A 24,650-nucleotide genomic window follows, 5' to 3' on the forward strand; every position below is an offset into this window, starting at 1 on the left:
GCCGCGCGCGCGTCCCGCGGCCCCCGGATGCGCGGCGTCGGGCTCAGTCGACCAGCGCCGCCGCCGCCGCGGCTGCCGCGCCCTCGATGCCGAAGAGGTTGATCACGCCGGCGACCATCGCGAAGGCCGACAGCGCCATGATGCCCCAGAGCAGCCCCGATCGATTGCCGTCGATCCGGTCGTCGCGCTCGGCCCCGAAATACATCAGGTAGACGATGCGCAGGTAGTAGAACGCGCCGATCACCGACGCGATGCCCCCGAGGACCGCGAGCCAGAAGAGATCCGCATCGACCGCGGCACGGAAAACGCCGAACTTGCCGAAGAAGCCAAGCAGCGGCGGCACGCCGGCGAGCGAGAACAGCAGCACCAGCATCACCAGCGCCCGGCCGGGGTCGGTCTTCGACAGAAGGTTGAGCGACGCGATCTCCGTGACTGGCTGGCCGTCGCGTTCCATCGACAGGATGAAGGCGAAGCTGCCCACGTTCATCGTCACGTAGATCGCCATGTAGATCAGCATCGCCTCGACGCCGAGCGCGGTGCCCGCGGCGAGTCCCATGAGGGCGAAGCCCATATGCGCGATCGAGGAATAGGCCATCAGCCGCTTGATGTTGGTCTGGCCGATCGCCGCGATACCGCCAAGGAACATCGACAGCACCGACAGGAAGGCGATGATCTGCTGCCAGTCGCCGACGACGCCGCCGAACGCGTCGTGCAGAAGCCGCGCGAACAGACCCATCGCCGCCATCTTCGGCGCTGTCGCGAAGAAAGCCGTGATCGGCGTCGGTGCACCCTCGTAGACGTCCGGCGTCCACATGTGGAACGGCACCGCCGAGATCTTGAAGGCGAGGCCCGCGGCCAGGAACACCAGGCCGAACAACAGCCCGAGCGACACCGAGCCCTCGCCGGCGGCCTCGATGATGCCCGAGAACAGCGTCGTGCCGGCATAGCCGTAGGTGAGCGACGCGCCGTAAAGCAGCAGGCCCGAGGACAGCGCACCGAGCACGAAGTACTTCAGGCCCGCCTCGGTCGAGCGCACGCTTTCGCGGCGCAGCGACGCGACGACGTAGAGCGACAGCGACTGCAGTTCGAGCCCCATGTAGAGCGCGATCAGGTCTCCGGCCGAAACCATCATCATCATGCCGACCGCGGCCAGCGCGACGAGACAGGGATACTCGAACCGCAGCAATCCGCGCCGCGCCATGTAGTCTTGGCTCATCGCCAGCACGGCGGCAGCGGACACGAGGATCGTCACCTTGGCGAAGCGCGCGAAGGTGTCGGCGATGAACATGCCGTCGAACGCGGTGCGCGCGCCCGGCCCGCGTGTCGCGATCCAGACCGCCAGCGCGAGCATCACCGCAGAGGTGACCCAGACCAGCGGCCGCGCCAGCGCGTCCTTGCCGGAATAGACCGCGCCGATGAGCGCCACCATCGCGAAGAGCGACAGCAGGATCTCGGGCAGGATGAGAGCGAGGTCGGCGGAGAGCATGGGCGTCACGTCCTCAGTTCGTGTCTTCGGCGGCCGCCACGCGCTGGCCGTCAAGCTCGGCCGCGGCGACGCGGTCGTCATAGGTCTCGACCAGCGCCTCGACCGAGGGGCCGATGCGGTCGAGGATCGGCGCCGGGTAGACGCCCATCCAGATCGTCATGACCACGAGCGGGGCGAAGATCGCGCGCTCGCGCCGGCTCATGTCCGAGATCGATCGCAGCGCTTCCTTCACCAGGTCGCCCATCACCACCCGGCGATAGAGCCAGAGCGCGTAGGCCGCCGACAGGATCACGCCGGTGGTGGCGACAACGGCGATCCAGGTGTTCACCTGGAACACGCCCATCAGCGTCAGGAATTCGCCGATGAATCCGCTCGTCCCCGGCAGGCCCACGTTCGCCATCGTGAACAGCAGGAATATCGTCGCGTAGGCCGGCATCCGGTTCACCAGCCCGCCGTAGGCGTCGATCTCGCGGGTGTGCATCCGGTCATAGATCACACCGACGCAGAGGAAGAGCGCCCCGGAAATGAAACCGTGGCTCAGCATCTGGAAGATCGCTCCGTCGATGCCCTGCTGGTTCGCCGCGAAGATACCCATGGTGACGTAGCCCATGTGGGCGACCGACGAATAGGCGATGAGCTTCTTCATGTCCTCCTGCACCAGCGCAACGAGGCTCGTGTAGACGATCGCGATCGCCGACATCCACAGGATCACGGGCCCGACCACCTCAGAGCCGACCGGGAACATCGGCAGGTTGAACCGCAGGAAACCGTAGCCGCCGAGCTTGAGCAGGATCGAGGCCAGAACAACGGATCCGGCGGTCGGAGCCTGCACGTGCGCATCCGGAAGCCAGGTGTGCACCGGCCACATCGGCATCTTCACCGCGAAGGAGGCGAAGAACGCGAGGAACAGGAGCGTCTGCAGCCCGCCGACGACGTGGATGCCGAGCACCGTCACGTCCCCGTGGCCGAACTCGTGCGCCAGAAGCTGCGGGATGTCCGTGGTGCCGGCATCGGCGTACATCGCCACCATCGCCACCAGCATCAGGATCGAGCCGAGGAAGGTGTAGAGGAAGAACTTGAACGCCGCGTAGATGCGGTTCTTGCCGCCCCAGATGCCGATGATCAGGAACATCGGGATCAGGCCGCCTTCGAAGAACAGGTAGAACAGCACGAGGTCGAGCGCCATGAACACGCCGAGCATCAGCGTCTCGAGCACGAGGAACGCGATCATGTATTCCTTGACGCGCTCCTTCACCTCCCACGACGCTGCGATGACCAGCGGCATGATGAAGGTGGTCAGCAGCACGAACAGCACCGAGATGCCGTCGACGCCCATCTTGTAGCGGAGACCGAGCAGCCACTCGCCCTCTTCCACCATCTGGAAGCCGGTATTCGCCGGGTCGAACTGCGCGAGGATGAACAACGAGATCAGGAAGGTCGCCCCCGTCGCGATCAGCGCGAGCCACTTCGCGTTCCGATCCGCCGCCGCGTCACCGCCCTTGAGGAACACGCCGAGGATCAGCGCCGCCAGCGCGGGCAGGAAGGTCGTGATGGAAAGCAGGTTGTCCATTACTCCGCCCCTCCGAAGAGCGTCATCCAGGTGATCAGGACGGCGATGCCGATCACCATCGCGAAGGCATAGGTGAAGATGTATCCGGACTGCGCCCGCCCCGCGAGGCGGGTGAAGAACGGCACGATGCCCAAGGCGATTCCGTTGATCGTTCCGTCGATAACGTTGCCGTCACCGCGGCGCCAGAACACGCGGCCCACCGATTTCGCCGGCTGCACGAACAGGAAGTCGTAGATCTCGTCGAAATACCACTTGTTCAGCAGGAACAGGTAGAGTGGCCGCTGGCTCTGCGCGAGCTGTCGCGGCAGAGCCGGGTTCACGATGTAGAACAGGTACGCTGTGCCCAGACCGATCAGCATGGCGATGAAGGGCGACAGCTTGACCCAGACCGGCACGTAATGCGCCTCGTGCAGGATCGTGTTCTCGGGGCGGATGTAGATGGCCGCCTCGCCCGGCGCCGAGCCCATGACGTAATGCAGTTCGGACGCTTTCGGGCTGCGCTCGGCGACCGCCTCGACAAGTTCTTCGGACGGTTCGGTGTATTCGCCGCCGAAGAAGCGCACGACCTCGTTGGTGTGCCCGAAGAAGCTGCTGTACCAGATCGCCCCGGCGAACACCGCCCCGACCGCCAATGCGCCGAGCGGAATGAGCATCACGGTCGGGCTCTCATGCGCGTGGTCGTGCGTATGCTTGTCGCCCCGCGCCTCGCCGAAGAAGGTCATGAAGATCAGGCGCCAGGAATAGAAGCTGGTGAAGAGCGCCGCGATCACCAGCATCCAGAAGGCATAGCCCCCCGCGGAGGCTGCATACGCGCTCTCGATCACCGCATCCTTGGAGGCAAAGCCGGCAAAGCCGATCCATCCTGTAAGCGGGATGCCGACGCCCGTGATCGCCAGCGTGCCGATCATCATCGCCCAGAAGGTGTAAGGCATCTTGTGCCGCAGACCGCCGTAGTTCCGCATGTCCTGCTCGTGGTGCATCCCGTGGATGACCGAGCCGGCGCCGAGGAAAAGCATCGCCTTGAAGAAGGCGTGCGTGAACAGGTGGAACATCGCGACCGAGTAGACGCCCACGCCGGCGGCCACGAACATGTAGCCAAGCTGCGAGCAGGTCGAATACGCGATCACGCGCTTGATGTCGTTCTGCACGAGACCGACCGTGGCGGCGAAGAACGCCGTCGAGGCCCCGAGGACCGTCACGAAGGTCAGCGCACCCGGCGCGAACTCCATCAGCGGCGACATGCGGCAGACGAGGAACACACCCGCCGTCACCATCGTCGCGGCGTGGATCAGCGCCGACACCGGCGTCGGGCCCTCCATCGCGTCCGGCAGCCAGGTGTGCAGGAAAAGCTGGGCCGACTTGCCCATCGCGCCGATGAACAGCAGCACCGCGATGAGCTCGGCCGCGTTCACCTGTGCGAACAGGAACGACACCTGCGTCTCGGCCAGTTGCGGCGCGGCGGCAAATACGTCGTCAAAGCGAACCGAGTCGACCAGGAAGAAGATGGCGAAGATGCCGAGCGCGAGGCCGAAGTCGCCCACGCGGTTGACGATGAAAGCCTTCATCGCCGCGGCATTGGCCGACGGCTTGCGGTAGTAGAAGCCGATCAGGAGGTAGGAGGCGAGGCCCACGCCCTCCCAGCCGAAGAACAGCTGCACGAGGTTGTCGGCCGTCACCAGCATGAGCATCGCGAAGGTGAAGAACGACAAATAGGCGAAGAAGCGTGGCTTGTAGCTCTCCTCGCCCTCGCGGAAATTGTCGTCGTGCGCCATGTAGCCGAAGCTGTAGAGATGCACGAGCGCCGAGACGGTCGTGATGACCACCAGCATGATCGAGGTCAGACGATCGAGGCGGATCGACCAGTCGGTGGACAGCGTGCCGCTCTCGATCCAGCGCAGGACCTGGATGTGCTGCGTGTCCGGCCCGTGGCTGAAGAAGACGATCCACGAGAACGCGCAGGCGAGAAACAGAAGTCCCGTGGTGATCCATTGCGCGCCGCGGATGCCCGTCAGGCGCCACAGGAAGCCCGCGATGAGGGCACCCACGAGCGGCGAGAATAGGATGATCGACTCCATGGGCTCAGTCCTTGTTCTCGGTCGTCGTGTCGCGCGTCGGCAGATCGCCCAGCCCCATCGGGGCGCGGCGCGTGGCCGCGGTTCTCAGCATCGGGATCCGGTAGAGCGGCGCCATGCGATCAGCCTTTCATCACGTTGATGTCTTCCACCGCGATGGTGCCGCGGTTGCGGAAGAAACATACGAGGATGGCAAGCCCGATCGCCGCCTCGGCCGCCGCGACCGTCAGGACGAACAGCGTGAACACCTGCCCCACGAGATCGTCGAGATAGGACGAGAAGGCGACGAGATTGATGTTCACCGCAAGCAGCATCAACTCGATCGACATCAGCAGGATGATGACGTTCTTACGGTTGAGGAAGAGCCCGAAGATCCCGATGACGAACAGCGCGGCCGCCACCGTGAGATAGTGTTCAAGTCCGATCATCGTCGTCCCCGTGTCTGTTCCGCGTGCCGGACCGGGGCCCGGCTGGCCTCGATGTGCGGCTTAGCCCCCGCACGGGACGTTTGCAATGCGGCGGCAGCATTCGCCGCGCCGGGCACCGTCCATCCGTATCAGACGCTGACGAACCCGCCGATAATCAGGATCGCGACGACCACGGCGACGATGATGAGGGTGTTGCGCGACATGACGTGGCCTTTCCTTGCCCATCTCGCGACCCCGGCGCGGGCCGCCTGCAATTCCGGCACCGCCGAGGGCCGCGCCGTCGTTTCCGGGTCCGGCGTGCGCCGTCCTAGCGGACGCGGCGCAGGCCCCGAACCCACCGCCAGAGGCGCACGCCGATCAGCGCCTTGACGATCCAGAGCGACACGACCCCGCCAAGCATCATCCATCCCGGCAGATCGGCCGTGATGTGCCCGTGCAGGACCGTGGACAGCATCAGAGCCCCTGCCCCGGCTTCACGTCGCGCAGCTCCATCGCGGTCTTGGGATCGCGATAGATCTGCGCCAGCACGTCCTGGCGCTTGACATCCTCGCGATGGCGCAAGGTCAGCACGATCGCCCCGATCATCGCCACCAGCAGGATCAGACCCGCAAGCTGGAACAGCAGGAAATAGCGATCATAGAGGATGAGCCCGAGCGCTTCGGTGTTGTGACGATCCTCCGGAATCGGCTGCTGCGACAGGCTTTCGGCCACATCCGCGCTTTCCCACGCCCCGTACGCCACGGCGAACTGCATGAGGATGATCACCCCGATCAGCAGCGCAAGCGGCATGAACCGCGCCATCTCCGCCTTGAGCTCGGCGAAGTCGACGTCGAGCATCATCACGACGAACAGGAACAGCACCGCGACCGCGCCCACGTAGACGATGATCAGAAGCATCGCCACGAATTCGGCTCCAAGCAGCACGAAAAGTCCCGCCGCAGAGAGAAAGGAGAGGATCAGCCACAACACCGAGTGGACCGGGTGACGGCTGATGACGGTGAAGAGACCGCCCGCAAGGCAGCTCACCGCAAAGAGGTAGAAGGCAAACGCGCTCATGTCTCCTCGTCCTTCGTCTCGTCGTTCATCACTTCGCGCGCCAGTTCCATCGCCCTTGTCATGGCGGGGATGCCCGCGAACATCGACATCTGCGCGATCGTCTCTGCGATCTCGTCGCGCGTGGCCCCGGCCTCGAGAGCGTGGCGCACGGTCATGCGCACCTGGGTGTCGGCCTGTGCCCCTTGCATCGTGAGACCGGCGAGCGTCAAGAGCAGCCGCGTCTTCGCATCGAGACCGTCCTTCGAGATCCCCTTGCCGAACCACATCTCCATGGCGTCCTTCGGCATGGTCGGCCACATCTGCTCGAACCGCCGCGGATCGAAGCTCTCGAGCGCCGGATTGAAGGCCTTGGCCATCTCCTGCGCCTGCTGCATGAACAGCTCGAAAGGGGTCTTCTGGGTCATTGCGGGTTGTCTTCCCCGATGTCGTCCATCATCGCCTCCAGCCCGTCGCGCTCGACCTCCATGGTCGCGCCGGCCAGCATCGTCATCAGGACGGACAGCCCGTCGATCTTCTGATGCGCGAGTTCGGCGTCCTCGCGCATCTCGGAGATCTCCTCCCGAAGGAGACGGACCTCGGACAGCAGCTGCTTGAGGACCGCATCGCTCATCTGTAGGGCGCGTCGAGCTCGATGTTGCGCGCGATCTCGGCCTCCCAGCGCTCGCCGTTCTCCAGCAGCTTCTGCTTGTCGTAGTAGAGCTCTTCGCGCGTCTCGGCGGAAAACTCGAAGTTCGGGCCCTCGACGATCGCGTCGACCGGGCAGGCCTCGGCGCAGAAGCCGCAATAGATGCACTTCGTCATGTCGATGTCGTAGCGCGTCGTGCGGCGCGAGCCGTCCTCGCGCGGTTCGGCATCGATGGTGATCGCCTGCGCCGGGCAGATCGCCTCGCACAGCTTGCACGCAATGCAGCGCTCCTCGCCGTTGGGATAGCGACGCAGCGCGTGTTCACCGCGGAAGCGCGGGCTGAGATAGCCCTTTTCGTGCGGATAGTTGAGCGTGGCCTTCGGCGCGAAGAAGTATTTGAGCCCGAGTTTGAGCCCCTTCCACACGTCTTGCAGCAGGAAGTACTTGGCCGCGCGGGTATAATCCATGGTCGCCATTACTGAGCGTCCTCCGATGTGCTGTGACCGTGCGCCTTGTGGTGCGTCTCGGCCTCGGCGACGTCGATGATCGGGTCGCCGAATTCGTCGTATTCGTCCCTCGTGTCCGCCGATCGGGCCACGCGCCGCGACGCGAGTTCGGCCCCGGCAGCCCAGCGGAACACGGCCGCGGCGATCTCGTTCTGCTGAGGCAGCATCTCGCCGTTCTCGTCCATGTCGGGCAGACCGCAGTCGCGGACCACGAAGTCCGCGAGTTCGATCATGTCCACGTATTTCGCGTCGAGGATGGCGCCGCGCAGATCGCTCATCTCAGCCTCCCATGCTCCAGCGGGCAAAGATGCCCCAGAACCAGCCGAACTTGGCGGCGAAGGCGACAAAGACGACCCAGACGAGGCTGAAGGGCAGGAAGATCTTCCAGCCGATGCGCATCAGCTGATCGTACCGGAAGCGCGGCGTGATCGCCTTCACCATCGCGAACAGGAAGAAGAAGAACGCCATCTTCCCGACCATCCAGAGCGCGCCGTCCGGCAGCCCCGGGATGGGCGACAGCCAGCCACCGAAGAAGAGCAGCGAGGTCAGCGCGCACATCAGGAACATGGCGATGTACTCGCCCGCCATGAACAGCAGGAACGGGGTGGAGCTGTATTCCACCTGGTAGCCGGCCACGAGCTCGGATTCGGCTTCGGGAAGGTCGAAGGGCGGACGGTTCGTTTCCGCCAGCGCCGAGATGAAGAACAGGAACACCATCGGCAGGTGCGGCAACCAGTACCACCCGAGGAAGTGCCAGCCGGTATCCTGCGCGCCCACGATGTCACCGAAGTTCATCGACCCGGTCGAGATGATGACGCCGATGATGATGAGACCGAGCGACACCTCGTACGAGATCATTTGCGCGGCCGACCGCAGCGAACCGAGGAACGGATATTTCGAGTTCGACGCCCAGCCGCCCATGATGACGCCGTAGACCTCGAGCGAGGAGACCGCGAAGACGTAGAGGATTGCGACGTTGATGTCCGACAGCACCCAGGTGTCGCCGAACGGGATCACCGCCCACGCGATCATGGCGAGCACGAAGGAGGTCAGCGGCGCAAGGATGAACACCGCCCGGTCGGCGCCCGCAGGCACGACGACCTCCTTGAACACGTATTTCACCGCGTCCGCGACGGTCTGAAGCAGGCCGAAGGCCCCGACGACGTTCGGCCCGCGCCGCATCTGAACCGCCGCCCAGACCTTGCGGTCGCCGTAGACGAGGAACAGCAGCGACACCATCACGAACGTCACCATCGCGAGGCATTGCATCGCGACGATCAACGCCGTGCCGCCGGGAGTGGACAGAAAGTCAGACATGAAGGTCCCTCACACCGTCGGAATTCCGTTCTCGGCGCAGCCCGCCACCGCGCTCTCGGCCTCGATGGTCTTCAACCCGCGCGGCAGGGCCGGCGAGATGGTGTAAACCGCATCTGCGCGCCATAGACCACCCTCTTCGTCGACATTTGTGCGTAAATGCCGCGCGAAACCGTAGCCGCGGATCAGCGCATACTGCGCCGCGGCACATTCGGCATAAGCCGCGATGTCGGACCCGTCGCGCGCGCCGCGCATCGCGACGTTGAACTGCACGAGGTCCCCGTCGAGAAGCCGGGTCTCCACGCCTTCGTAGACCGGATCGAACGGCGCATCGGACACGTCCCGATCCGGGTCGTCGGCGGCACAGGCCGCCAGCGCCACCGCGAGAAGCCAGGGCCGGAGGCGCATCGCCGCGATCTACTCCGCGGCGACCTTGGGTTCCGATCGGGCACGCGCGTTGGCCGACAGCTCGGCCATCAGCTCGCTCGCTCGCGCGATCGGATTCGTCAGGAAGAAATCCTCGATCGCGAGATCGAAATCCCCTTTCCCGAGCTTGCCCGCCGGAACCGCCTGCCACGTGTTTTCCGGCACGCGGTCAAGCTCCGCGAGGTGCGGCGCGACCTCCACCATCTTCTGGCGCAGCTGACCGAGGCTGTCATAGGGCAGCTGCTGCCCGGCCTCGGCCGACAGCGCGCGCAGGATCGCCCAGTTTTCCTTGGCCTCGCCGGGTGCAAAGCCCGCGCGCAGTGCCAGTTGCGGACGGCCCTCGGTATTGACGAAGAGCCCCTGTTCTTCGGTGTAGGCCGCGCCCGGCAGGATCACGTCGGCGCGATGCGCGCCGCGATCGCCGTGGCTGCCCTGGTAGATCACGAACGGGCCCTTCTCGATCTCGATCTCGTCGGCGCCGAGGTTGTAAACGACGTCCGCTCCTTCCATCGCCGACGGCAGACCGCCCTCGGTGACCGCGCCGACATCCATCGCGCCCACGCGCGCAGCCGCCGTGTGCAGCACGAGGAAGCGACCGCCGGTCGCGTCGACCAGCTTCATCGCCTCGGAAAGCACCGCCGCGCCGTCCGCACCGGTCAGCGCGCCCTGCCCGATCACGACGATCGTGTCGCCGTCCTCGCCATGCTCGTAGGTCTTGCCGGCGACATCGGCCAGCGCCGCGCGATCCGTACCGAAATGGGTGTAGTCGTAGGTCAGGTCGACCGGCTGGCCGATCACGCCGACCTCGGCCCCGCGCAGCCACCCCTTGCGGATGCGCGAGTTCAGAACGGGCGCCTCCTGCCGGGGGTTGCTGCCGACGAGGATCACGCGCTTGGCGAACTCCAGATCCTCGATCGTCGCGGTCCCAACGTAGCCCGAACGGTTGCCCGCCGGAAGCTTCGCGCCATCGGTTCGGCACTCCGTCGTGCCGCCCAGGCTCTCGATCAGCTGCTTCATGGCAAAGATCGCCTCGGTCGGGGCGAGATCACCGGCGAGGCCCACGGGCTTCTTCGCGCCCTTGAGCGCCTCGGCCGCCACCGACAGCGCTTCGGGCCAGCTGGCCGGGCGCAGGCGTCCGTTCTCACGCACGTACGGCTTGTCGAGCCGCTGGCGCCGCAGGCCGTCCCAGACAAAGCGGGTCTTGTCCGAGATCCATTCCTCGTTGGTGCCGTCGTGGTTGCGCGGCAGGAACCGCATCACTTCGCGGCCCTTGCAATCCACCCGGATCGAGGAGCCGAGCGCGTCCATCACGTCGATCGACTCGGTCTTCGAGAGCTCCCACGGGCGGGCAGTGTAGGCATAGGGCTTCGAGGTCAGCGCGCCGACCGGGCACAGGTCGATGATGTTGCCCTGCATCTCGCTCTCGAGCGTCTGGCCGAGATACGCGGTGATCTCGGCATCCTCGCCGCGCCCGGTCTGGCCGAGCTCGGGCATGCCCGCCACCTCGGTGATGAACCGCACGCAGCGTGTGCAGGAAATGCAGCGCGTCATGTGCGTGCCGACAAGCGGGCCGAGATCCATGTTCGACACCGCGCGCTTGGGCTCGCGGTAGCGCGAAAAATCGACGCCGTAGGCCATGGCCTGGTCCTGAAGGTCGCATTCGCCGCCCTGGTCGCAGATCGGACAGTCGAGAGGGTGGTTGATGAGCAGGAACTCCATCACCCCTTCGCGCGCCTTCTTGACCATCTGGCTGTTTGTCCGGACCTGCGGCGCCTCGCCGTCCTTGCCCGGGCGCAGGTCGCGCACCTGCATGGCGCAAGACGCGGCAGGCTTCGGCGGTCCACCCACGACCTCCACCAGACACATCCGGCAGTTTCCGGCGATCGACAGACGCTCGTGATAGCAGAAGCGCGGGATCTCGATCCCTGCCTCCTCGCACGCCTGGAGGATGGTCATCGCCCCCTCCACCTCGTACTCGGTGCCGTCAATATTGATCTTGCGGAGGTCGGACATGGGGTCCCTCACCTAGCTCTGAGCAGGACGCCGATCTGGCTGCCTCTGGCTATTTCCTGTTTGCCGAAGGTGCAATAGGCGGTGGTGTCGCGGCGGCTGACGCCGCGCGACGCGAGAAACGCCTCGCCCCGCGCTTCCATGCGGTCCTTCTCTGCATCCGAGGTCACGTAGTCCTCGATCTCGTCTTCGGAATAGCCCATGTCGCTGGCCATTCCCTTCAACTGTCTAAGATAAGAATACGCACGGATCAGTCGAGGTTCGATATCGTCACAAGTTTTTCGCAGATCGTCCGCGATCGCGACCATGAGCAGTGCGTCATCGATCTGCGATACCTCGCGCAACGGCGGCTTGGCCTCGGCGGCCAAAGGCGACAAGGCGAGCGTGAGCGCGACGGCTAGGGCACCCAAGCGGCGCATCGGCAGTCTCCTTCCAGTCCGGATCGGGCTCCGCGTTCGTCGGGCCCGACATGCGAGATGGTAGAGCGACGCAAGGTTATGCAATGACCGCCGGCCGCCGCACGCGGGTGTCCGCGGATCACGATCCGCGTTCGGGCCACTCGATACAGCGTCCGCGCGTTGCGATCCTGTTGCCGTCCCGGGTCAGGAGCGACGGGTCGTCCTCGGTCGGATGCACCGCCCAGACGATCTCGGACGAACCGAAATGAGTGATGCAGTGTAGTGTGCCTTCATAGAAGGCCGCCTGCCGCGCCCCCTCGAAACCGCGCTGGATCGGACCGGCGCTGACCACGAAGTTGTGCCGGTCGCTACGCGGCGCCGTGGCCCGCGCGCGGTAGAACTCCCCGTCGAAGCGGATCCGTTTCGACGTCTCCGCGCACGCCGTGAGCGTCAATAGAGCAGCCAGCGCGGCCAGTCCCGCGATCCGGTAGCGTCCTGCCATGCCTGTCCCTCGCGTCGTCCCTGCGCCTCGTGCGCCCCGGTTCGGGCGTATCCCCGGGTATCGGGGAAATCGGGGGCCGCGTCCAGCCCGCGACCGCCGCATCAGGCGCGTTCGGCCGCAGCGGCCTCGGCCCGCTTCAGATCCGCAACGCTCTGCCCCTGCGCCGCGGCCACGAGCCGGGTCACGCGCGGCAGGACGACGAGCGAAATCGTCGGGACCGTCACCGCGGTGGACAGCAGGATCCGCAGCCAGACCGGCGCGTCGGGCGCCAGCCAGCCGACGAGTTCGGCGAAGACCAGCACGCCGGGATAGACGGCGAGCCACACGAACAGAATGAAGAGCAGGCGCTGGCTGCGGGACATGAGGGGCGGTCCTTTGGCTGACGGTCAACGCGCGAAGATGTCCCGGATCGCGGGAATGGAAAGGGTGCCGTAAAGAAAGGCCACCGGACGGACGCAGAACCTGAAGTCGGGCCCGACCGCTGCCCAGAGCGCGAGGGGCTGCCAGAACGCGGAGTCCGGCCGCCCTTGGAACGCGCGCTCCTAGGCGCGATCCTAGCGCGGCAGCGTTGGCATCGTCGCCGGCCGAAACCCTGGCCGTTCTCCTCGGCGCGCCAGGTGAAGAAGCCGTAGTTCGGTCTCGGCGTGTAGAAGTCCGGAGCGTCCCTTACCGCCCTGCCCGTTCGCGATGCGCCCGTGCTAGCCAAAAAAATGCGGCGCCCGAAGCGCCGCATTTTTCATCAGACCGGGTCACCGGCGGATCATTCGGCGGCGATCGGGCCCCGCTTGTGCTTGATGCGGTCCTCGATCTCGTCGCGGAAGTTGCGGATGAGGCCCTGGATCGGCCAGGCCGCCGCATCACCGAGCGCGCAGATCGTGTGCCCCTCGACCTGCTTGGTCACGTCGAACAGCATGTCGATCTCTTCGGGCTCTGCATCGCCCTCCACGAGGCGCTCCATGACCCGCATCATCCAGCCCGCGCCTTCGCGGCACGGGGTGCACTGGCCACAGCTTTCGTGCTTGTAGAACTTCGACAGCCGCCAGATCGCCTTGATCATGTCGGTCGACTGATCCATCACGATCACCGCCGCGGTGCCGAGGCCGGAGCGCTGCTCCCGCAGGTAGTCGAAGTCCATGATCGCGTCGCGCATCTGATCGCCGCGGATGCAGGGCACCGACGAGCCGCCGGGGATCACGGCCTTCAGGTTGTCCCAGCCGCCGCGAATGCCGCCGCAGTGACGGTCGATCAATTCCTCGAACGTGATCGACATCGACTCCTCGACCACGCAGGGCTTGTTCACGTGGCCCGAGATCGCGAAAACCTTGGTGCCCGCATTGTTCGGGCGGCCGAAGGACGCGAACCATTCCGCGCCGCGCCGCAGGATCGTCGGCACGACGGCAATCGATTCGACATTGTTGACCGTAGTCGGGCAACCGTAGAGGCCCGCGCCCGCCGGGAACGGTGGCTTCATGCGCGGCATGCCCTTCTTGCCCTCGAGGCTTTCGAGCAGCGCGGTTTCCTCGCCGCAGATGTAGGCCCCTGCGCCGTGCACGAGGTAGAGATCGAAATCCCAGTCAGACCCGGCGGCGTTCGTTCCCAGAAGCCCGTCGTCGTAGGCTTCGTCGATCGCGGCCTGCAGCGCTTCCTTCTCGCGGATATATTCACCGCGGATGTAGATGTAGCAGGCATGCGCGTTCATCGCGAAGGACGCGATCAGGCAGCCCTCGACCAGCGTGTGCGGATCGTGGCGCATGATCTCGCGGTCCTTGCAGGTGCCCGGCTCGGACTCGTCCGCGTTGATCACGAGGTACGCCGGCCGGCCATCGCTTTCCTTGGGCATGAACGACCACTTCAGTCCCGTAGGGAAGCCCGCACCGCCACGACCGCGCAGACCGGACTTCTTCATTTCCTCGACGATCCAGTCGCGTCCCTTCTGGATCAGGGCGCCGGTGCCGTCCCAGTGCCCGCGCTTCTTCGCGCCGGCGAGGGTGCGCTCGTGCATCCCGTAGAGATTGGTGAAGATGCGGTCTTCATCCTTCAGCATGGCTCAATCCTTGTCAGCTCGGCGCGCACGCCAGAGGTCGTAGATCATGTAGATGGCCAGGCCGAACCCCGCCAGTGCGGCGAGGTCGCACAGGGCCCGCCAGCGCTGGCTCCAGTCGAGCCAGGCGCCGAGGGTCGTGGCCGCGATCCAGAAAAGGCCCACGCCCGCGATCAGAAGCGCGATGGCGCGCCCCTTGCGTGCCTGTTCCTCATCGGTCATGCGGCGCTCCGCCCTCCTGTCAGTACACGTCGCCCTTGTCGACGCGGTTCGAAAAATCGGTGTCGCCACCGCCGGCGAGCACCTTGGCCTGCGACACCCATTCGTCGCGGGTCACGCGGCCGCGGAAGCCCTCTAGATTGTCGTCAACCCACGCGACCTCGTCGTCGCTCCACGACGCGATCTGGTCGAAATGATAGAATCCGAGCCGGTTGCACAGCTGCTCGAGCTTGGGGCCGATCCCCTTGATTCGCTTGAGATCGTCGGCCTCGCCACCGCGCGGGGCGTCCAGCGTGGCGGGCTTGGTGCCGGGGCTGTCCGACGCCGCGGCAGCGCCGCCGGCGGTGCCACCCGTCGCTGTTTCCCCGTATTTCCACGATCCCTTGCGCTCGGACAGTTCCTTCTGGCCCGGCAGGTCTTTCGACGGCTTGACCGCCGTCCCGGCCTCCGCATCCGCCGACGCCACCGCCGCGCCCGGGGGCGGAGTCGACGTGCTCTTGGTGTCCGTCGTTCCGGCGGTATGAGAGGCGGACGGCGCTGGTTTCGGCGCCTCCGTGCGACGCGGCGCGGTCGTGGCGGCACTCGCGCCGGGCTTGGCCGCCTCGCCGGGTTTGGTCATCGGCGCACAGAAAATCATGCTGAAGAGAAATCCGAGCACGACGAAGACGATGCCGCCCAGAAACGCGGCGGCGATGATCCCGTAGCTGCCCATCACCAGCAGCAAGACGAAGGTCAATCCGCCGACGCCCGCGGCGAGCGCCCAGCTTCCGCTTTGACAGCTCAGGCCGTTATTCGATCCGTTCATGTCGTCTCTCTCCCTCTTCGCGCTCCGCGAGCCGTGTTTTTAACACGTTGCCCGTTTTAGCACGCGAAGGAAACGGCGTCTTGTCATACCGTGGTATGCCGCGGTTCGGCGCCGCCTCCGGCTCAGGACGTCGTGTCGGACGCCAGCGCCTTGGCCTGCGACACCCAATCGTCGCGAGTCACGCGACCGCGGAAGCCTTCGAGGTTGGCATCGACCCAGGCGACCTCGTCGTCCGTCCAGGCGGCGATCTGGTCGAAATGATAGATCCCGAGCCTATTGCAGAGCTTTTCGAGCTTCGGCCCGATTCCCTTTATCTCCTTGAGATCGTCCGCCCCGCCCTCGCGCGGTTCGTCGCGCATCGCGGGCTTGGTGCCCGGCTCGGCCGCCTCGGCCGGCGCGTAGGTCTGCGGGTGTCCCTTACCCTCGACCGGAGCGCTGTGCTTGTCCACGCCGGTTTCATCCACGGGCTGTGTCGGGGCCAGCACCGGGCCGCGGCTCGGCTCCGCATCGCCGCGCTTGTCCGACAGGTCGCGCCACGGCGTGCGCAGAGGCACCTCCGTGCCATCGATGCGCTTGACCGTATCGCCGATGCGCGTTGCCAGGGCGACCGACGCGTTGCCGGCCTCGCGCCCCTCGTCCCACGCGGTCAGCGACGTCAGGCCGTCGGCCGGCTCCGACGCGTAGCGCCCGTTCTGCGGGCCCGGCGTGGGCACACGCCCGGCGGCAAGCTCGTCGAGAATCTCGGCGAAGCGCTCGGTCGTCAGATCCTCGTAATAGTCCTTGCCGATCTGGACCATCGGCGCGTTGGCACAGGCGCCGAGGCACTCGACCTCTTCCCACGAGAACTTGCCGTCCTCGGAGACCGCGAAAGGCTTGTCGGCGATCTTTTCCTTGCAGACGCCGATCAGGTCTTCCGCGCCGCAGATCATGCACGACAGCGTGCCGCAGACCTGCACGTGCGCGACCGATCCGACCGGCTCCAGCTGGAACATGAAGTAGAAGGTCGCGACCTCGAGCGCCCGCATATAGGGCATCTCGAGCATCTCGGCGACGTGCTCGATGGCCGGCCGTGTCAGCCAGCCCTCCTGCTCCTGTGCCCGCCACAGCAGCGGGATAACCGCGCTGGCCTGGCGGCCGGCGGGATACTTGGTGATCTGCGCCTCGGCCCATTCGCGGTTCGCGGGCGTGAAGGCGAAGCTCTCGGGTTGCTCGTGGTGCAGTCGTCTCAGCATGGCGGGTCCTGTTCGGATCGGCGCGCGGGTCCGCTCGCGCGGCCCCGTCGGGTCAGGCGGTTTCGGCGTCGGTCGCCGTGTCGGGCGTGGCCGCGGGGGCCGGTTCGGTCGGTGCGCACGAGCCGGTGACGAGCCGCACGCCGCCCCCCTCGAGCCGCACCGCGGCACCCGTGTCGACCTTGAATTCGGACATCTCGAGCAACTGGCCACGCGTCAGGCCAGTCTGCAGTTCCGCCGCGAGGTATTGCGGTTCGGTCCGAAGATCGCAGCCGAGAGACGCCAGCGCGGAGTCGAAAGCCAGCGCGTCCTCCTCGGTCGTGCCCTCGGGCGGCATCGCGCAGGCCGCGGTCAGAATAGAGGCGGCAAGCAGCGCGCGGGCAGGCTTCATCGGATGGTCCTTGTCTCGAGTGATATTTCAGGGGGGTGCCGGGCCATCGGCCCGGCCGGAAGACTCAGCGATCGACCTCGCCGAACACGATGTCCATGCTGCCGAGGATCGCTGCGACGTCGGCCAACTGGTGCTTGGACGACAGATGGTCCATCGCCTGCAGGTGCAGATAGCCGGGCGCCCGGATCTTGGCCCGGTACGGCTTGTTGGTTCCGTCGGCCACAAGGTAGACGCCGAATTCGCCCTTGGGCGCCTCCACCGCGCAGTAGACTTCGCCCGCCGGCACGTGGAAGCCCTCGGTGTAAAGCTTGAAGTGGTGGATGAGCGCCTCCATCGAGGTCTTCATCTCGCCGCGCTTCGGCGGCGTGATCTTGCCCCGGCGCAGCACATCGCCCTGGTTCTCGGGCATCTTCAGCTTGTCGATGGCCTGGCGCATGATCGACACCGATTGCCGCATCTCCTCCATCCGGCAGAGGTAGCGGTCATAACAGTCGCCGTTCTTGCCAACGGGGATGCGGAACTCGAACTCGTCGTAGCATTCGTAGGGCTGCGCACGCCGCAGATCCCACGCCATGCCCGACCCGCGCGCCATGACGCCCGAAAAGCCCCATTCCTGGACGTCGTCCTCGGTCACGATGCCGATGTCGGCATTGCGCTGCTTGAAGATGCGGTTCTCTGTCAGAAGCCCGTCGATGTCGTCGAGCACCTTCGGGAAATCCTCGGTCCAGTCGTAGATGTCGTCGAGAAGCTCGGGTGTCAGGTCCTGATGCACGCCGCCCGGCCGGAAATACGCGGCGTGAAGCCGCGCGCCGGAGGCTCGTTCGTAGAACACCATGAGCTTCTCGCGCTCCTCGAAGCCCCAGAGCGGCGGCGTCAGCGCGCCGACGTCCATCGCCTGCGTCGTCACGTTGAGCAGGTGGTTCAGGATGCGCCCGATTTCACAGTAGAGCACGCGGATCAGCTGCGCTCGGCGCGGCACCTCCGTGCCGGTCAGCTTTTCGATCACGAGGCACCAGGCGTGTTCCTGGTTCATCGTGCCAACGTAATCGAGACGGTCGAAATACGGCAGGTTCTGCAGGTAGGTCCGGCTTTCCATCAGCTTCTCGGTGCCGCGATGCAGCAGGCCGATATGCGGATCGCAGCGCTCCACGATCTCGCCGTCGAGCTCGAGCACCAGACGCAGAACGCCGTGCGCCGCAGGGTGCTGCGGGCCAAAGTTGATGTTGAAGTTGCGGATCTTCTGTTCGCCTGTCTCGGCATCGCCGAACTGGTTGGAGCCGTCCATCATGCGTCAGCCTCCTCAGCCTTCGAGCGCCGGACCGTCAGCGGTCCGGAACACCTTGGTCATCAGTTTCCACGTGCCGTCGACCCGGACGAAGCCAAGATGATCCTCGAACCGGCGCGGCGGCACGTCGACCCAGAGATGCGCGCGGGCCATGTCGCCGCCGGCCACGTCCACGCTCAGGATCTCGAATGACGGCTCTCCGGGAAACGCATCGCGGCCGCCGACCCGCGACAGAAACGTCGCCTTGTCCCACACCAGCGGTTCGCCCTCGGCAACGACGCCAGTCATGGCGAAACGGTCGTGGCACATATCGTCGAGCACATCGACACGCGCGTGGTGCAGGGCCTCGCAGTATGTCGCGGCGAGTGCATGCACGCCATCGTGGCCCGGGACAGATGCGCCATCCATCACTTCGTTCCCTCGGTCTGCTTCTCGTCGCCGGGCAGCACGTAGTCCGCGCCCTCCCACGGCGACATGAAGTCGAACTGGCGATACTCCTGCACGAGGCTGACCGGTTCGTAGACGACGCGCTTCTCCGCCTCGTCGTAGCGCACTTCGGTGTAGCCAGTCGTCGGGAAGTCCTTGCGCAGCGGATGCCCGCGGAAGCCGTAATCGGTCAGGATGCGCCGCAGGTCCGGGTGACCCGAGAACAGGATCCCGAACATGTCGAAGACTTCGCGCTCGAACCAGTTGGCCGAGGGGTGCACCGCCGTGATCGACGGCACGATGTCCTCTTCGCGGACCTGCGCCCGCAGGCGGATCCGGTGGTTCTGATGCATCGACAGGAAATGATACACGACGTCGAAGCGCTTGGCCCGCGCGGGCCAGTCCACCGCCGTGATGTCGATCAGCGTGGTGAAGCGGCACGTCGGCTCGGTCTTGAGCCACTCGATCAGCGTGCGGATGTTCGACGGCGCAATCTCGACCGTCAGTTCGCCCAATGCGACCTCCCAGCCGACCACGCATTCGGGGCGCCTTGCCTCGATGAAGCCGCCGAGCTCTTTCAGTGCGTCGCTCATGCGTCCCTCCTCAGCGGGTCAGCGTCCCGGTCCGGCGGATCTTCCGCTGGAGCGCCATGATCCCGTACAGCAGCGCCTCTGCGGTCGGCGGGCAGCCGGGCACGTAGACGTCTACCGGGATCACGCGGTCGCAGCCGCGAACCACCGAGTAGCTGTAGTGGTAGTAGCCGCCACCGTTTGCGCACGAACCCATCGAGATCACGTAGCGCGGCTCCGGCATCTGGTCGTAGACCTTGCGCAGCGCCGGCGCCATCTTGTTGGTCAGAGTGCCGGCGACGATCATCACGTCGGACTGACGCGGAGACGCACGCGGCGCAACGCCGAAGCGTTCGGCGTCGTAACGCGGCATCGACGTATGCATCATCTCGACCGCGCAGCATGCGAGGCCGAACGTCATCCAGTGAAGCGAGCCGGTGCGCGCCCAGTTGATGATGTCCTCGGTCGAGGTCAGAAGGAAGCCCTTGTCGGTGAGCTCCCGGTTCAGGTTCTGCGTGGCCACTTCACGGTCGGGACCGGCCGTGTTGGCTCCTGTCATCACTCCCAATCCAGTGCCCCTTTCTTCCATTCGTAGGCAAAGCCCGCGGTAAGCACCCCGAGGAACACCATCATCGACCAGAACGCAGCGTCCGAGAGGTCGGCAAAGCCGACGGCCCACGGAAACAGGAACGCGATCTCGAGATCGAAGATGATGAACAGGATCGACACGAGGTAGAAGCGCACGTCGAACTTCATCCGCGCGTCGTCGAAGGCGTTGAAGCCGCATTCGTAGGCCGACACCTTCTCGGGGTCGGGCCGACGCACGGCGAGCACCACGGCGGCGAGTACGAGCACCAGCCCGAGACCGATGGCGATGGCCAGGAAAACGAGGATGGGAAGGTATTCCCGAAGCAGTTCGTCCACGGAACCGGCTCCCTTCTGCCGCGGCGCGCGCACCTCGCAGGGTGGCGGCGACATCGAGTGGCTTGATGCGTTGAGGTTGATCTATCCCCGGCTCCGTGCCGGGTCAACCGACGGGCGCTGCCGTGGTGTCGCAGATCCTGTGCGATCGACCGGGGCGCCGAAGCGCGCGCCGCAGCGACTGTCGCGCGGGCAATCGGCGCATTCGTCGGGCGCTGCGCGCCGTCAGCGGCTCCAGCTTGGCGCGCGCTTGTCGAAAAAGGCCGACAGACCCTCTTCGGCCTCCTCGGTCTCCCAGCGCGCCGCCAGCGCGTCGATGGCGTGCTCGACCGCCGTGGGCTCCACCCGCCCGGCCAGATCGCCCAGAAGCGCCTTTGCGGCGGCGACCGCCCCCGGCGCACAGGCGAGGTAGGGTGCGATCTCGGCCTCCACGGCGGCATCCAGGTCGTCCGGCGCCACGACCCGGCTCAGCAGGCCGAGACGCACGGCCTCCTCGGCGTCGAAAATCCGCGCAGACATGAAGACCTGACGCGCCCGCGCCGCGCCCATCCGGGCGATCACGTAAGGGCCGATATTGGCGGGGATGAGCCCCAGCCGGGTTTCGGTCAGGCCCATCTTGAGCCCTTCCGCCCCGATCGCGACGTCGCAGACCGACGCGAGGCCCACGCCGCCGCCGAACGCGTTGCCCTGCAACCGGCCGATCAGCGGCTGCGGCAGCGCGGCCAGCGCGCCGAGAACCTCGGCGATGCGGGCGCTTTCGCGGCGCCGCGTCTCGCGATCCATCTCGCGCTGAGCCTGCATCCAGCGCAGGTCGCCGCCGGCGCAGAAGCTCCGGCCCTCGGCCGCGAGCACTACGACACGGACGGCCGGATCGGCAGCAAGCCGCCCGACCGCATCGGTCAGCTCTGTCATCATCTCGGGCGACAGCGCGTTGTGCTTGTCGGCGCGTGCCAGGGTCAGCGTCGCCACGCCGCGCGCGTCGATCTCGGTGCGGGTCAGGTCCTCGGTCATCTCGCCTCTCCGGTCTCGCGTGGCGCGACCAGCGCCCGCGCAATGTCCGCTGCCCGGTCGAGCACCGCCGTGTCCAGCCCGGTCTCGAAGCCGCGCGCGGCGAGGTGCGCCGCGACCCGCCCCGTCGCGACGTTGCCTTTCGCCCCGGGTGCATAGGGGCACCCGCCGAGCCCACCTATGGCAGCGTCGAAAACGCGCACACCATGGTCGAGCGCAACGTCCACGTTGTCGAGCGCGCGGCCCGACGTATCGTGAAAATGGCCGGCAAGGCGGTCCACCGGCAAGTCCTGCAGGACCACGGCCAGCATCGCGTCCACCGCCTCCGGCCTGCCCTGCCCGATCGTGTCGCCGAGGCTCACCTCGTAGACGCCCAGATCGCGCAGCGCCGCGACGACCCGCGCCGTGTCGGCGGGGGCAACCGGCCCGTCATAGGGGCACTCCACGACGCAGGAGACATACCCACGGACCGGCAGCCCGGCGTCGCGCGCGGCCTCGGCCACAGGCGCGAACCGCTCGAGGCTTTCGGCGATCGTCGCGTTCAGATTGGCCTTGGAGAAGCCCTCCGACGCCGAGGCGAAGATCGCCACCTCGTCGGCTCGCGCCGCGACAGCGGCCTCGAAGCCCTTTATGTTCGGGGTCAATGCGGCGTAGGACACGCCCGGCACCCGGTCGATCCGCGCCAACACCTCGCCCGAAGCCGCCATCTGCGGCACCCATTTCGGGCTGACGAACGACGCCACCTCGATCCGTCGAAAGCCGGCGCCGCTCAGCATGTCGATCAGCGCGACCTTGTCGGCCACCGGGATCTCGCGCGCCTCGTTCTGCAGCCCGTCGCGCGGCCCAACCTCGAAGATCTCGGCCCGTTCGGCCATTGCGCCCTCCCTCGGCGTTTCGTCTCGCGTCGATGCGCCGTGCCCGTCAGGACGCGTCGTCATCGGCCTCCAGCCGCACGAGCCCCGCGCCCGCTTCGACCTGGTCGCCCTCGGCGACCAGCACCTCGGCCACAACTCCGTCGCGCCACGCGGTCAGCGCATGTTCCATCTTCATCGCCTCGAGCAGCGCCAGCCGTGCCCCGGCCTCGACCGCGTCGCCGTCGGAGACGAAGACGCGGGTGACCCGACCGGGCATCGGCGCCTCGATCACGTTCTCGCCCGTGGCCGCGGCTGCCTGCGCCAGCGGATCGACGACGTCGAACGCGATCCCGTGCGCGGCAAAGACGGTGATACGTCCGCCAGCGCGCGCGGTCCCGGCGGCCGGCACCCCGTCAAAGCGCCACGCGCCGGCACGCCGCTCCGCCGTGACGGCCCCGCCGGCCGTGTCGATCTCCACCCGGTCCGGACTGCAGACGCGAAGCACGCAATCGAACACGTCCTCGCCGCGTGTCAGGTGGACCGAGCGCGCAAGCGGCGCCCAGAGCGTGAAGCCCGCGAACGGATCCTCCGTCTCCGACAGCCCGCCGGCGGCCAGCGCGGCCTCGGCGACGACGCGGGCCGGCACGGCCGGCGCGGCCGTCAGTGCCGCCAGATCCCGATCGATCAGCCCGGTATCGACCTCGCCCCGGGCAAAGCCCGCGTGCGCGGCAAGCGCGCCCAGAAACGCGAGGTTGGTCACGGTTCCGGCGACCTGCGTGTCGCCCAGCGCGCGGCGCAGTTTGGCCAGCGCCACCGCCCGCGTCGGCCCGTGCACGATCAGCTTTGCGATCATCGGGTCGTAGTGCGGGCTGATCGCGTCGCCGGCGCGCACGCCGGTATCCGCCCGCGCTCTCTCGGGGAAGGCGAGCGCCGACAGCCGCCCCGTCGCCGGAAGAAATCCCGCCGGCACGTCCTCGGCATAGAGCCGGGCCTCGAAGGCATGGCCAGCCAGCGAAAGATCGGATTGCGCCGCCGGCAGGGGCTCGCCCGCGGCGACCCGGAGCTGCCAGGCCACGAGGTCGATCCCGGTCACCATTTCGGTGACCGGATGCTCCACCTGCAGGCGCGTGTTCATCTCCATGAAGTAGAACCGGTCCGGCCTCAGCCCGTCGCTCGCATCGACGATGAACTCGACCGTGCCGGCCCCGCGATATCCGATCGCTTCGGCCGCGCGCACGGCCGCGGCGCCCATCGCCTCGCGCATCTCTTCGGTCATGCCGGGTGCGGGCGCCTCCTCGATCACCTTCTGGTGCCGGCGCTGGAGCGAGCAGTCCCGCTCGAACAGGTGGACCGCGCGCGTGCCGTCACCAAAGACCTGGACCTCGATGTGCCGGGGCGTCGCCACGAATTTCTCGATCAGCACCGCGTCGTTGCCGAAGGCGCCGCGCGCCTCGGCCTGCGCGCCGGCGAGCGCGTCGGCAAAGCCCTCTGGCCGCTCGACGCGCCGCATGCCCTTTCCGCCACCGCCCGCGACCGCCTTGACGAGAACCGGGTAGCCGATCTCGCCCGCCTCTCCGGCGAGCCGCGCGGGATCCTGATCCTCGCCCATGTAGCCGGGCACGACGGGAACGCCGGCCTCCTCCATGAGGCGCTTGGCGGCGTCCTTGAGCCCCATCTTGCGGATCGCCTCGGCCGAAGGCCCGATAAAGACGAGACCCGCCGCCTCGACCGCCGCGACGAAATCAGCGTTCTCCGACAGGAAACCGTAGCCCGGATGGATTGCCTCCGCGCCAGTCGCGCGCGCGGCCTCGATGATCCGCTCGCCGCGCAGATAGCTGTCGGCCGGGGCGGCGCCGCCGATCGCCACGGCCTCGTCAGCCAGCGCCACGTGAAGGGCATCGGCATCGGCATCCGAATGCACTGCCACCGTCGCCACGCCCATCTCGCGCGCCGTGCGGATCACCCGCACCGCGATCTCGCCGCGATTTGCGATCAGGATCTTGCCGAACATGCCGCGCCCCGCTCCGTCGTCATTCCGTTCCGAATGCTCACGCCGCCGTCTCCGCATCCGTCGCCACGTCCGCGACACATCGGAACCGTTCGCACACGAGCATCATGTCAGGCGACCATCCGCCGTTTCGTTCGAAATATCGCCGGTGCCCCTCGCGCCAGCCCGCGAGATCCTCGGTCTCGCCTTCGGCCAAGGCGAAGTCGGCGTCCACCTCGTCGAAGCGGCGCAGCGTCACCTCCACCGTCTCGATCACCAGCGCCGGCCGGCCGTCCCAGTCGAGGGCGATGTCACGCCGCCCGACCTCGGGCATCGGTTCGCCGCCCGCGCCGAAGTCGCGCAGCGCCCCGCAGGTCGCAGTTTTCTTCCCGCTTCGCACGAGTGCCAGCAGCGCGTCGCACAGCGCGCGGCTGTCGCCGAACACAAAGGTCTGCGCCCCCGGATAGCGGAGCCTGAGCGTCGCGAGCGTGTCGTCCCCGGTCATGCCGCCGCTCCCGCTTG

At 66.8% G+C, this 24,650-nt stretch carries 31 protein-coding genes; all 31 read right to left on the bottom strand.

The features are described from left to right. Nucleotides 1–43: 43 nt before the first annotated feature. The gene (gene nuoN / locus ROJ8625_RS10205) at nucleotides 44–1,486 is read right to left on the bottom strand and encodes an NADH-quinone oxidoreductase subunit NuoN (protein ID WP_085791772.1); all 1,443 of its coding nucleotides are present in this window, start codon (nucleotides 1,484–1,486) and stop codon (nucleotides 44–46) included. 13 nt (nucleotides 1,487–1,499) lie between these two features. Further along, nucleotides 1,500–3,056 carry an NADH-quinone oxidoreductase subunit M gene (locus ROJ8625_RS10210; protein ID WP_085791773.1) on the bottom strand — a complete coding sequence of 519 codons (1,557 nt, stop codon included), beginning with the start codon at nucleotides 3,054–3,056 and terminating at the stop codon, nucleotides 1,500–1,502. After that, nucleotides 3,056–5,131 (bottom strand): NADH-quinone oxidoreductase subunit L, encoded by a 2,076-nt coding sequence (nuoL, locus tag ROJ8625_RS10215; RefSeq protein WP_085791774.1) that lies wholly within the window; start codon nucleotides 5,129–5,131, stop codon nucleotides 3,056–3,058. The genes ROJ8625_RS10210 and nuoL overlap by 1 nt, the downstream gene beginning before the upstream one ends. 119 nt (nucleotides 5,132–5,250) lie before the next feature. Next, nucleotides 5,251–5,556 (bottom strand): NADH-quinone oxidoreductase subunit NuoK, encoded by a 306-nt coding sequence (gene nuoK, locus ROJ8625_RS10220; RefSeq protein WP_085791775.1) that lies wholly within the window; start codon nucleotides 5,554–5,556, stop codon nucleotides 5,251–5,253. Nucleotides 5,557–5,684: 128 nt separating this feature from the next. Next, nucleotides 5,685–5,819 (bottom strand): hypothetical protein, encoded by a 135-nt coding sequence (locus ROJ8625_RS21460; RefSeq protein ID WP_268794691.1) that lies wholly within the window; start codon nucleotides 5,817–5,819, stop codon nucleotides 5,685–5,687. A 44-nt stretch (nucleotides 5,820–5,863) separates the two neighbouring features. Then, nucleotides 5,864–6,010, bottom strand: coding sequence for a hypothetical protein (locus ROJ8625_RS21000; protein WP_159456749.1), 147 nt, complete (start codon nucleotides 6,008–6,010; stop codon nucleotides 5,864–5,866). After that, nucleotides 6,010–6,612, bottom strand: a complete 603-nt coding sequence (locus tag ROJ8625_RS10225) for an NADH-quinone oxidoreductase subunit J (RefSeq protein WP_085791776.1) — start codon at nucleotides 6,610–6,612, stop codon at nucleotides 6,010–6,012. Before ROJ8625_RS10225 ends, ROJ8625_RS21000 begins: the two co-directional genes overlap by 1 nt. Then, on the bottom strand, nucleotides 6,609–7,016 hold the full coding sequence (locus ROJ8625_RS10230; RefSeq protein ID WP_085791777.1) for a carboxymuconolactone decarboxylase family protein: 408 nt from the start codon (nucleotides 7,014–7,016) through the stop codon (nucleotides 6,609–6,611). The genes ROJ8625_RS10225 and ROJ8625_RS10230 overlap by 4 nt, the downstream gene beginning before the upstream one ends. Next, the gene (locus ROJ8625_RS10235) at nucleotides 7,013–7,222 is read right to left on the bottom strand and encodes a hypothetical protein (RefSeq protein ID WP_085791778.1); all 210 of its coding nucleotides are present in this window, start codon (nucleotides 7,220–7,222) and stop codon (nucleotides 7,013–7,015) included. The genes ROJ8625_RS10230 and ROJ8625_RS10235 overlap by 4 nt, the downstream gene beginning before the upstream one ends. Then, on the bottom strand, nucleotides 7,219–7,713 hold the full coding sequence (gene nuoI, locus ROJ8625_RS10240) for an NADH-quinone oxidoreductase subunit NuoI (RefSeq protein ID WP_085791779.1): 495 nt from the start codon (nucleotides 7,711–7,713) through the stop codon (nucleotides 7,219–7,221). The genes ROJ8625_RS10235 and nuoI overlap by 4 nt, the downstream gene beginning before the upstream one ends. Further along, complete coding sequence (locus tag ROJ8625_RS10245; protein ID WP_085791780.1) at nucleotides 7,713–8,021, bottom strand: hypothetical protein; 309 nt, start codon at nucleotides 8,019–8,021, stop codon at nucleotides 7,713–7,715. The genes nuoI and ROJ8625_RS10245 overlap by 1 nt, the downstream gene beginning before the upstream one ends. Nucleotide 8,022: 1 nt before the next feature. Further along, complete coding sequence (nuoH, locus tag ROJ8625_RS10250; RefSeq protein ID WP_085791781.1) at nucleotides 8,023–9,060, bottom strand: NADH-quinone oxidoreductase subunit NuoH; 1,038 nt, start codon at nucleotides 9,058–9,060, stop codon at nucleotides 8,023–8,025. Between the two features lie 9 nt (nucleotides 9,061–9,069). Continuing rightward, complete coding sequence (locus ROJ8625_RS10255) at nucleotides 9,070–9,465, bottom strand: YNQ4 family lipoprotein (protein ID WP_085791782.1); 396 nt, start codon at nucleotides 9,463–9,465, stop codon at nucleotides 9,070–9,072. 9 nt (nucleotides 9,466–9,474) lie between these two features. Further along, complete coding sequence (nuoG, locus tag ROJ8625_RS10260; protein ID WP_085791783.1) at nucleotides 9,475–11,496, bottom strand: NADH-quinone oxidoreductase subunit NuoG; 2,022 nt, start codon at nucleotides 11,494–11,496, stop codon at nucleotides 9,475–9,477. Between the two features lie 8 nt (nucleotides 11,497–11,504). Next, a complete protein-coding gene (locus tag ROJ8625_RS10265; RefSeq protein WP_085791784.1) occupies nucleotides 11,505–11,912 on the bottom strand; it encodes a DUF5333 domain-containing protein in 408 nt (135 codons plus the stop codon). A gap of 118 nt (nucleotides 11,913–12,030) precedes the next feature. Then, nucleotides 12,031–12,393: a hypothetical protein gene (locus ROJ8625_RS10270; RefSeq protein ID WP_085791785.1), complete on the bottom strand. Its 363-nt coding sequence runs from the start codon at nucleotides 12,391–12,393 to the stop codon at nucleotides 12,031–12,033. Nucleotides 12,394–12,494: 101 nt separating this feature from the next. After that, nucleotides 12,495–12,755: a putative antibiotic biosynthesis monooxygenase gene (locus ROJ8625_RS10275; protein ID WP_085791786.1), complete on the bottom strand. Its 261-nt coding sequence runs from the start codon at nucleotides 12,753–12,755 to the stop codon at nucleotides 12,495–12,497. A gap of 398 nt (nucleotides 12,756–13,153) precedes the next feature. Continuing rightward, entirely contained in the window at nucleotides 13,154–14,437 is a 1,284-nt protein-coding gene (gene nuoF / locus ROJ8625_RS10280; RefSeq protein ID WP_085791787.1) for an NADH-quinone oxidoreductase subunit NuoF, read from the bottom strand. A gap of 3 nt (nucleotides 14,438–14,440) precedes the next feature. Further along, on the bottom strand, nucleotides 14,441–14,656 hold the full coding sequence (locus ROJ8625_RS10285) for a DUF5337 domain-containing protein (protein ID WP_085791788.1): 216 nt from the start codon (nucleotides 14,654–14,656) through the stop codon (nucleotides 14,441–14,443). Between the two features lie 19 nt (nucleotides 14,657–14,675). Continuing rightward, the gene (locus tag ROJ8625_RS10290; protein WP_085791789.1) at nucleotides 14,676–15,458 is read right to left on the bottom strand and encodes a helix-hairpin-helix domain-containing protein; all 783 of its coding nucleotides are present in this window, start codon (nucleotides 15,456–15,458) and stop codon (nucleotides 14,676–14,678) included. A gap of 122 nt (nucleotides 15,459–15,580) precedes the next feature. Further along, on the bottom strand, nucleotides 15,581–16,690 hold the full coding sequence (locus tag ROJ8625_RS10295) for an NADH-quinone oxidoreductase subunit E (RefSeq protein WP_085791790.1): 1,110 nt from the start codon (nucleotides 16,688–16,690) through the stop codon (nucleotides 15,581–15,583). A gap of 52 nt (nucleotides 16,691–16,742) precedes the next feature. Next, complete coding sequence (locus ROJ8625_RS10300; RefSeq protein WP_085791791.1) at nucleotides 16,743–17,078, bottom strand: hypothetical protein; 336 nt, start codon at nucleotides 17,076–17,078, stop codon at nucleotides 16,743–16,745. Nucleotides 17,079–17,142: 64 nt separating this feature from the next. Continuing rightward, complete coding sequence (locus ROJ8625_RS10305; RefSeq protein ID WP_200813307.1) at nucleotides 17,143–18,363, bottom strand: NADH-quinone oxidoreductase subunit D; 1,221 nt, start codon at nucleotides 18,361–18,363, stop codon at nucleotides 17,143–17,145. A 15-nt stretch (nucleotides 18,364–18,378) separates the two neighbouring features. Then, entirely contained in the window at nucleotides 18,379–18,771 is a 393-nt protein-coding gene (locus ROJ8625_RS10310) for a nuclear transport factor 2 family protein (protein ID WP_085791793.1), read from the bottom strand. After that, the gene (locus ROJ8625_RS10315) at nucleotides 18,771–19,382 is read right to left on the bottom strand and encodes an NADH-quinone oxidoreductase subunit C (RefSeq protein WP_085791794.1); all 612 of its coding nucleotides are present in this window, start codon (nucleotides 19,380–19,382) and stop codon (nucleotides 18,771–18,773) included. The genes ROJ8625_RS10310 and ROJ8625_RS10315 overlap by 1 nt, the downstream gene beginning before the upstream one ends. 10 nt (nucleotides 19,383–19,392) lie before the next feature. Further along, nucleotides 19,393–19,917, bottom strand: coding sequence for a NuoB/complex I 20 kDa subunit family protein (locus ROJ8625_RS10320; RefSeq protein WP_085791795.1), 525 nt, complete (start codon nucleotides 19,915–19,917; stop codon nucleotides 19,393–19,395). Continuing rightward, complete coding sequence (locus ROJ8625_RS10325; protein WP_085791796.1) at nucleotides 19,917–20,282, bottom strand: NADH-quinone oxidoreductase subunit A; 366 nt, start codon at nucleotides 20,280–20,282, stop codon at nucleotides 19,917–19,919. Before ROJ8625_RS10325 ends, ROJ8625_RS10320 begins: the two co-directional genes overlap by 1 nt. A 222-nt stretch (nucleotides 20,283–20,504) precedes the next feature. Then, nucleotides 20,505–21,290, bottom strand: coding sequence for a crotonase/enoyl-CoA hydratase family protein (locus ROJ8625_RS10330; protein WP_085791797.1), 786 nt, complete (start codon nucleotides 21,288–21,290; stop codon nucleotides 20,505–20,507). Then, nucleotides 21,287–22,162 (bottom strand): hydroxymethylglutaryl-CoA lyase, encoded by an 876-nt coding sequence (locus ROJ8625_RS10335; protein WP_085791798.1) that lies wholly within the window; start codon nucleotides 22,160–22,162, stop codon nucleotides 21,287–21,289. Before ROJ8625_RS10335 ends, ROJ8625_RS10330 begins: the two co-directional genes overlap by 4 nt. Before the next feature lie 46 nt (nucleotides 22,163–22,208). Then, the gene (locus ROJ8625_RS10340) at nucleotides 22,209–24,152 is read right to left on the bottom strand and encodes an ATP-binding protein (protein ID WP_085791799.1); all 1,944 of its coding nucleotides are present in this window, start codon (nucleotides 24,150–24,152) and stop codon (nucleotides 22,209–22,211) included. Between the two features lie 37 nt (nucleotides 24,153–24,189). Then, the gene (locus ROJ8625_RS10345) at nucleotides 24,190–24,633 is read right to left on the bottom strand and encodes an ASCH domain-containing protein (RefSeq protein WP_085791800.1); all 444 of its coding nucleotides are present in this window, start codon (nucleotides 24,631–24,633) and stop codon (nucleotides 24,190–24,192) included. Between the last annotated feature and the right edge of the window lie 17 nt (nucleotides 24,634–24,650).

The sequence above is a fragment of the Roseivivax jejudonensis genome, assembly GCF_900172265.1.
Lineage (GTDB): Bacteria > Pseudomonadota > Alphaproteobacteria > Rhodobacterales > Rhodobacteraceae > Roseivivax > Roseivivax jejudonensis.

Excerpts from the sequence above, each read along its gene's own strand:
- ROJ8625_RS10275 (WP_085791786.1), bottom strand. The coding sequence starts at position 12,755 with ATGTCCCGCAGCCAGCGCCTGCTCTTCATTCTGTTCGTGTGGCTCGCC.
- ROJ8625_RS10255 (WP_085791782.1), bottom strand. The coding sequence starts at position 9,465 with ATGCGCCTCCGGCCCTGGCTTCTCGCGGTGGCGCTGGCGGCCTGTGCC.
- ROJ8625_RS10345 (WP_085791800.1), bottom strand. The coding sequence starts at position 24,633 with ATGACCGGGGACGACACGCTCGCGACGCTCAGGCTCCGCTATCCGGGG.
- ROJ8625_RS10230 (WP_085791777.1), bottom strand. The coding sequence starts at position 7,016 with ATGACCCAGAAGACCCCTTTCGAGCTGTTCATGCAGCAGGCGCAGGAG.
- ROJ8625_RS10245 (WP_085791780.1), bottom strand. The coding sequence starts at position 8,021 with ATGAGCGATCTGCGCGGCGCCATCCTCGACGCGAAATACGTGGACATG.
- nuoH (WP_085791781.1), bottom strand. The coding sequence starts at position 9,060 with ATGTCTGACTTTCTGTCCACTCCCGGCGGCACGGCGTTGATCGTCGCG.
- ROJ8625_RS10225 (WP_085791776.1), bottom strand. The coding sequence starts at position 6,612 with ATGAGCGCGTTTGCCTTCTACCTCTTTGCGGTGAGCTGCCTTGCGGGC.
- ROJ8625_RS10295 (WP_085791790.1), bottom strand. The coding sequence starts at position 16,690 with ATGCTGAGACGACTGCACCACGAGCAACCCGAGAGCTTCGCCTTCACG.
- ROJ8625_RS10330 (WP_085791797.1), bottom strand. The coding sequence starts at position 21,290 with ATGACCGAGGACCTGACCCGCACCGAGATCGACGCGCGCGGCGTGGCG.
- ROJ8625_RS10270 (WP_085791785.1), bottom strand. The coding sequence starts at position 12,393 with ATGGCAGGACGCTACCGGATCGCGGGACTGGCCGCGCTGGCTGCTCTA.
- ROJ8625_RS10315 (WP_085791794.1), bottom strand. The coding sequence starts at position 19,382 with ATGAGCGACGCACTGAAAGAGCTCGGCGGCTTCATCGAGGCAAGGCGC.
- ROJ8625_RS10305 (WP_200813307.1), bottom strand. The coding sequence starts at position 18,363 with ATGGACGGCTCCAACCAGTTCGGCGATGCCGAGACAGGCGAACAGAAG.
- nuoG (WP_085791783.1), bottom strand. The coding sequence starts at position 11,496 with ATGTCCGACCTCCGCAAGATCAATATTGACGGCACCGAGTACGAGGTG.
- ROJ8625_RS10265 (WP_085791784.1), bottom strand. The coding sequence starts at position 11,912 with ATGCGCCGCTTGGGTGCCCTAGCCGTCGCGCTCACGCTCGCCTTGTCG.
- nuoF (WP_085791787.1), bottom strand. The coding sequence starts at position 14,437 with ATGCTGAAGGATGAAGACCGCATCTTCACCAATCTCTACGGGATGCAC.
- nuoI (WP_085791779.1), bottom strand. The coding sequence starts at position 7,713 with ATGGCGACCATGGATTATACCCGCGCGGCCAAGTACTTCCTGCTGCAA.
- ROJ8625_RS10285 (WP_085791788.1), bottom strand. The coding sequence starts at position 14,656 with ATGACCGATGAGGAACAGGCACGCAAGGGGCGCGCCATCGCGCTTCTG.
- nuoN (WP_085791772.1), bottom strand. The coding sequence starts at position 1,486 with ATGCTCTCCGCCGACCTCGCTCTCATCCTGCCCGAGATCCTGCTGTCG.
- nuoL (WP_085791774.1), bottom strand. The coding sequence starts at position 5,131 with ATGGAGTCGATCATCCTATTCTCGCCGCTCGTGGGTGCCCTCATCGCG.
- ROJ8625_RS10310 (WP_085791793.1), bottom strand. The coding sequence starts at position 18,771 with ATGGATGGCGCATCTGTCCCGGGCCACGATGGCGTGCATGCACTCGCC.
- ROJ8625_RS10335 (WP_085791798.1), bottom strand. The coding sequence starts at position 22,162 with ATGGCCGAACGGGCCGAGATCTTCGAGGTTGGGCCGCGCGACGGGCTG.
- ROJ8625_RS10300 (WP_085791791.1), bottom strand. The coding sequence starts at position 17,078 with ATGAAGCCTGCCCGCGCGCTGCTTGCCGCCTCTATTCTGACCGCGGCC.
- ROJ8625_RS10340 (WP_085791799.1), bottom strand. The coding sequence starts at position 24,152 with ATGTTCGGCAAGATCCTGATCGCAAATCGCGGCGAGATCGCGGTGCGG.
- ROJ8625_RS10210 (WP_085791773.1), bottom strand. The coding sequence starts at position 3,056 with ATGGACAACCTGCTTTCCATCACGACCTTCCTGCCCGCGCTGGCGGCG.
- nuoK (WP_085791775.1), bottom strand. The coding sequence starts at position 5,556 with ATGATCGGACTTGAACACTATCTCACGGTGGCGGCCGCGCTGTTCGTC.
- ROJ8625_RS21000 (WP_159456749.1), bottom strand. The coding sequence starts at position 6,010 with ATGCTGTCCACGGTCCTGCACGGGCACATCACGGCCGATCTGCCGGGA.
- ROJ8625_RS10235 (WP_085791778.1), bottom strand. The coding sequence starts at position 7,222 with ATGAGCGATGCGGTCCTCAAGCAGCTGCTGTCCGAGGTCCGTCTCCTT.
- ROJ8625_RS10320 (WP_085791795.1), bottom strand. The coding sequence starts at position 19,917 with ATGACAGGAGCCAACACGGCCGGTCCCGACCGTGAAGTGGCCACGCAG.
- ROJ8625_RS10290 (WP_085791789.1), bottom strand. The coding sequence starts at position 15,458 with ATGAACGGATCGAATAACGGCCTGAGCTGTCAAAGCGGAAGCTGGGCG.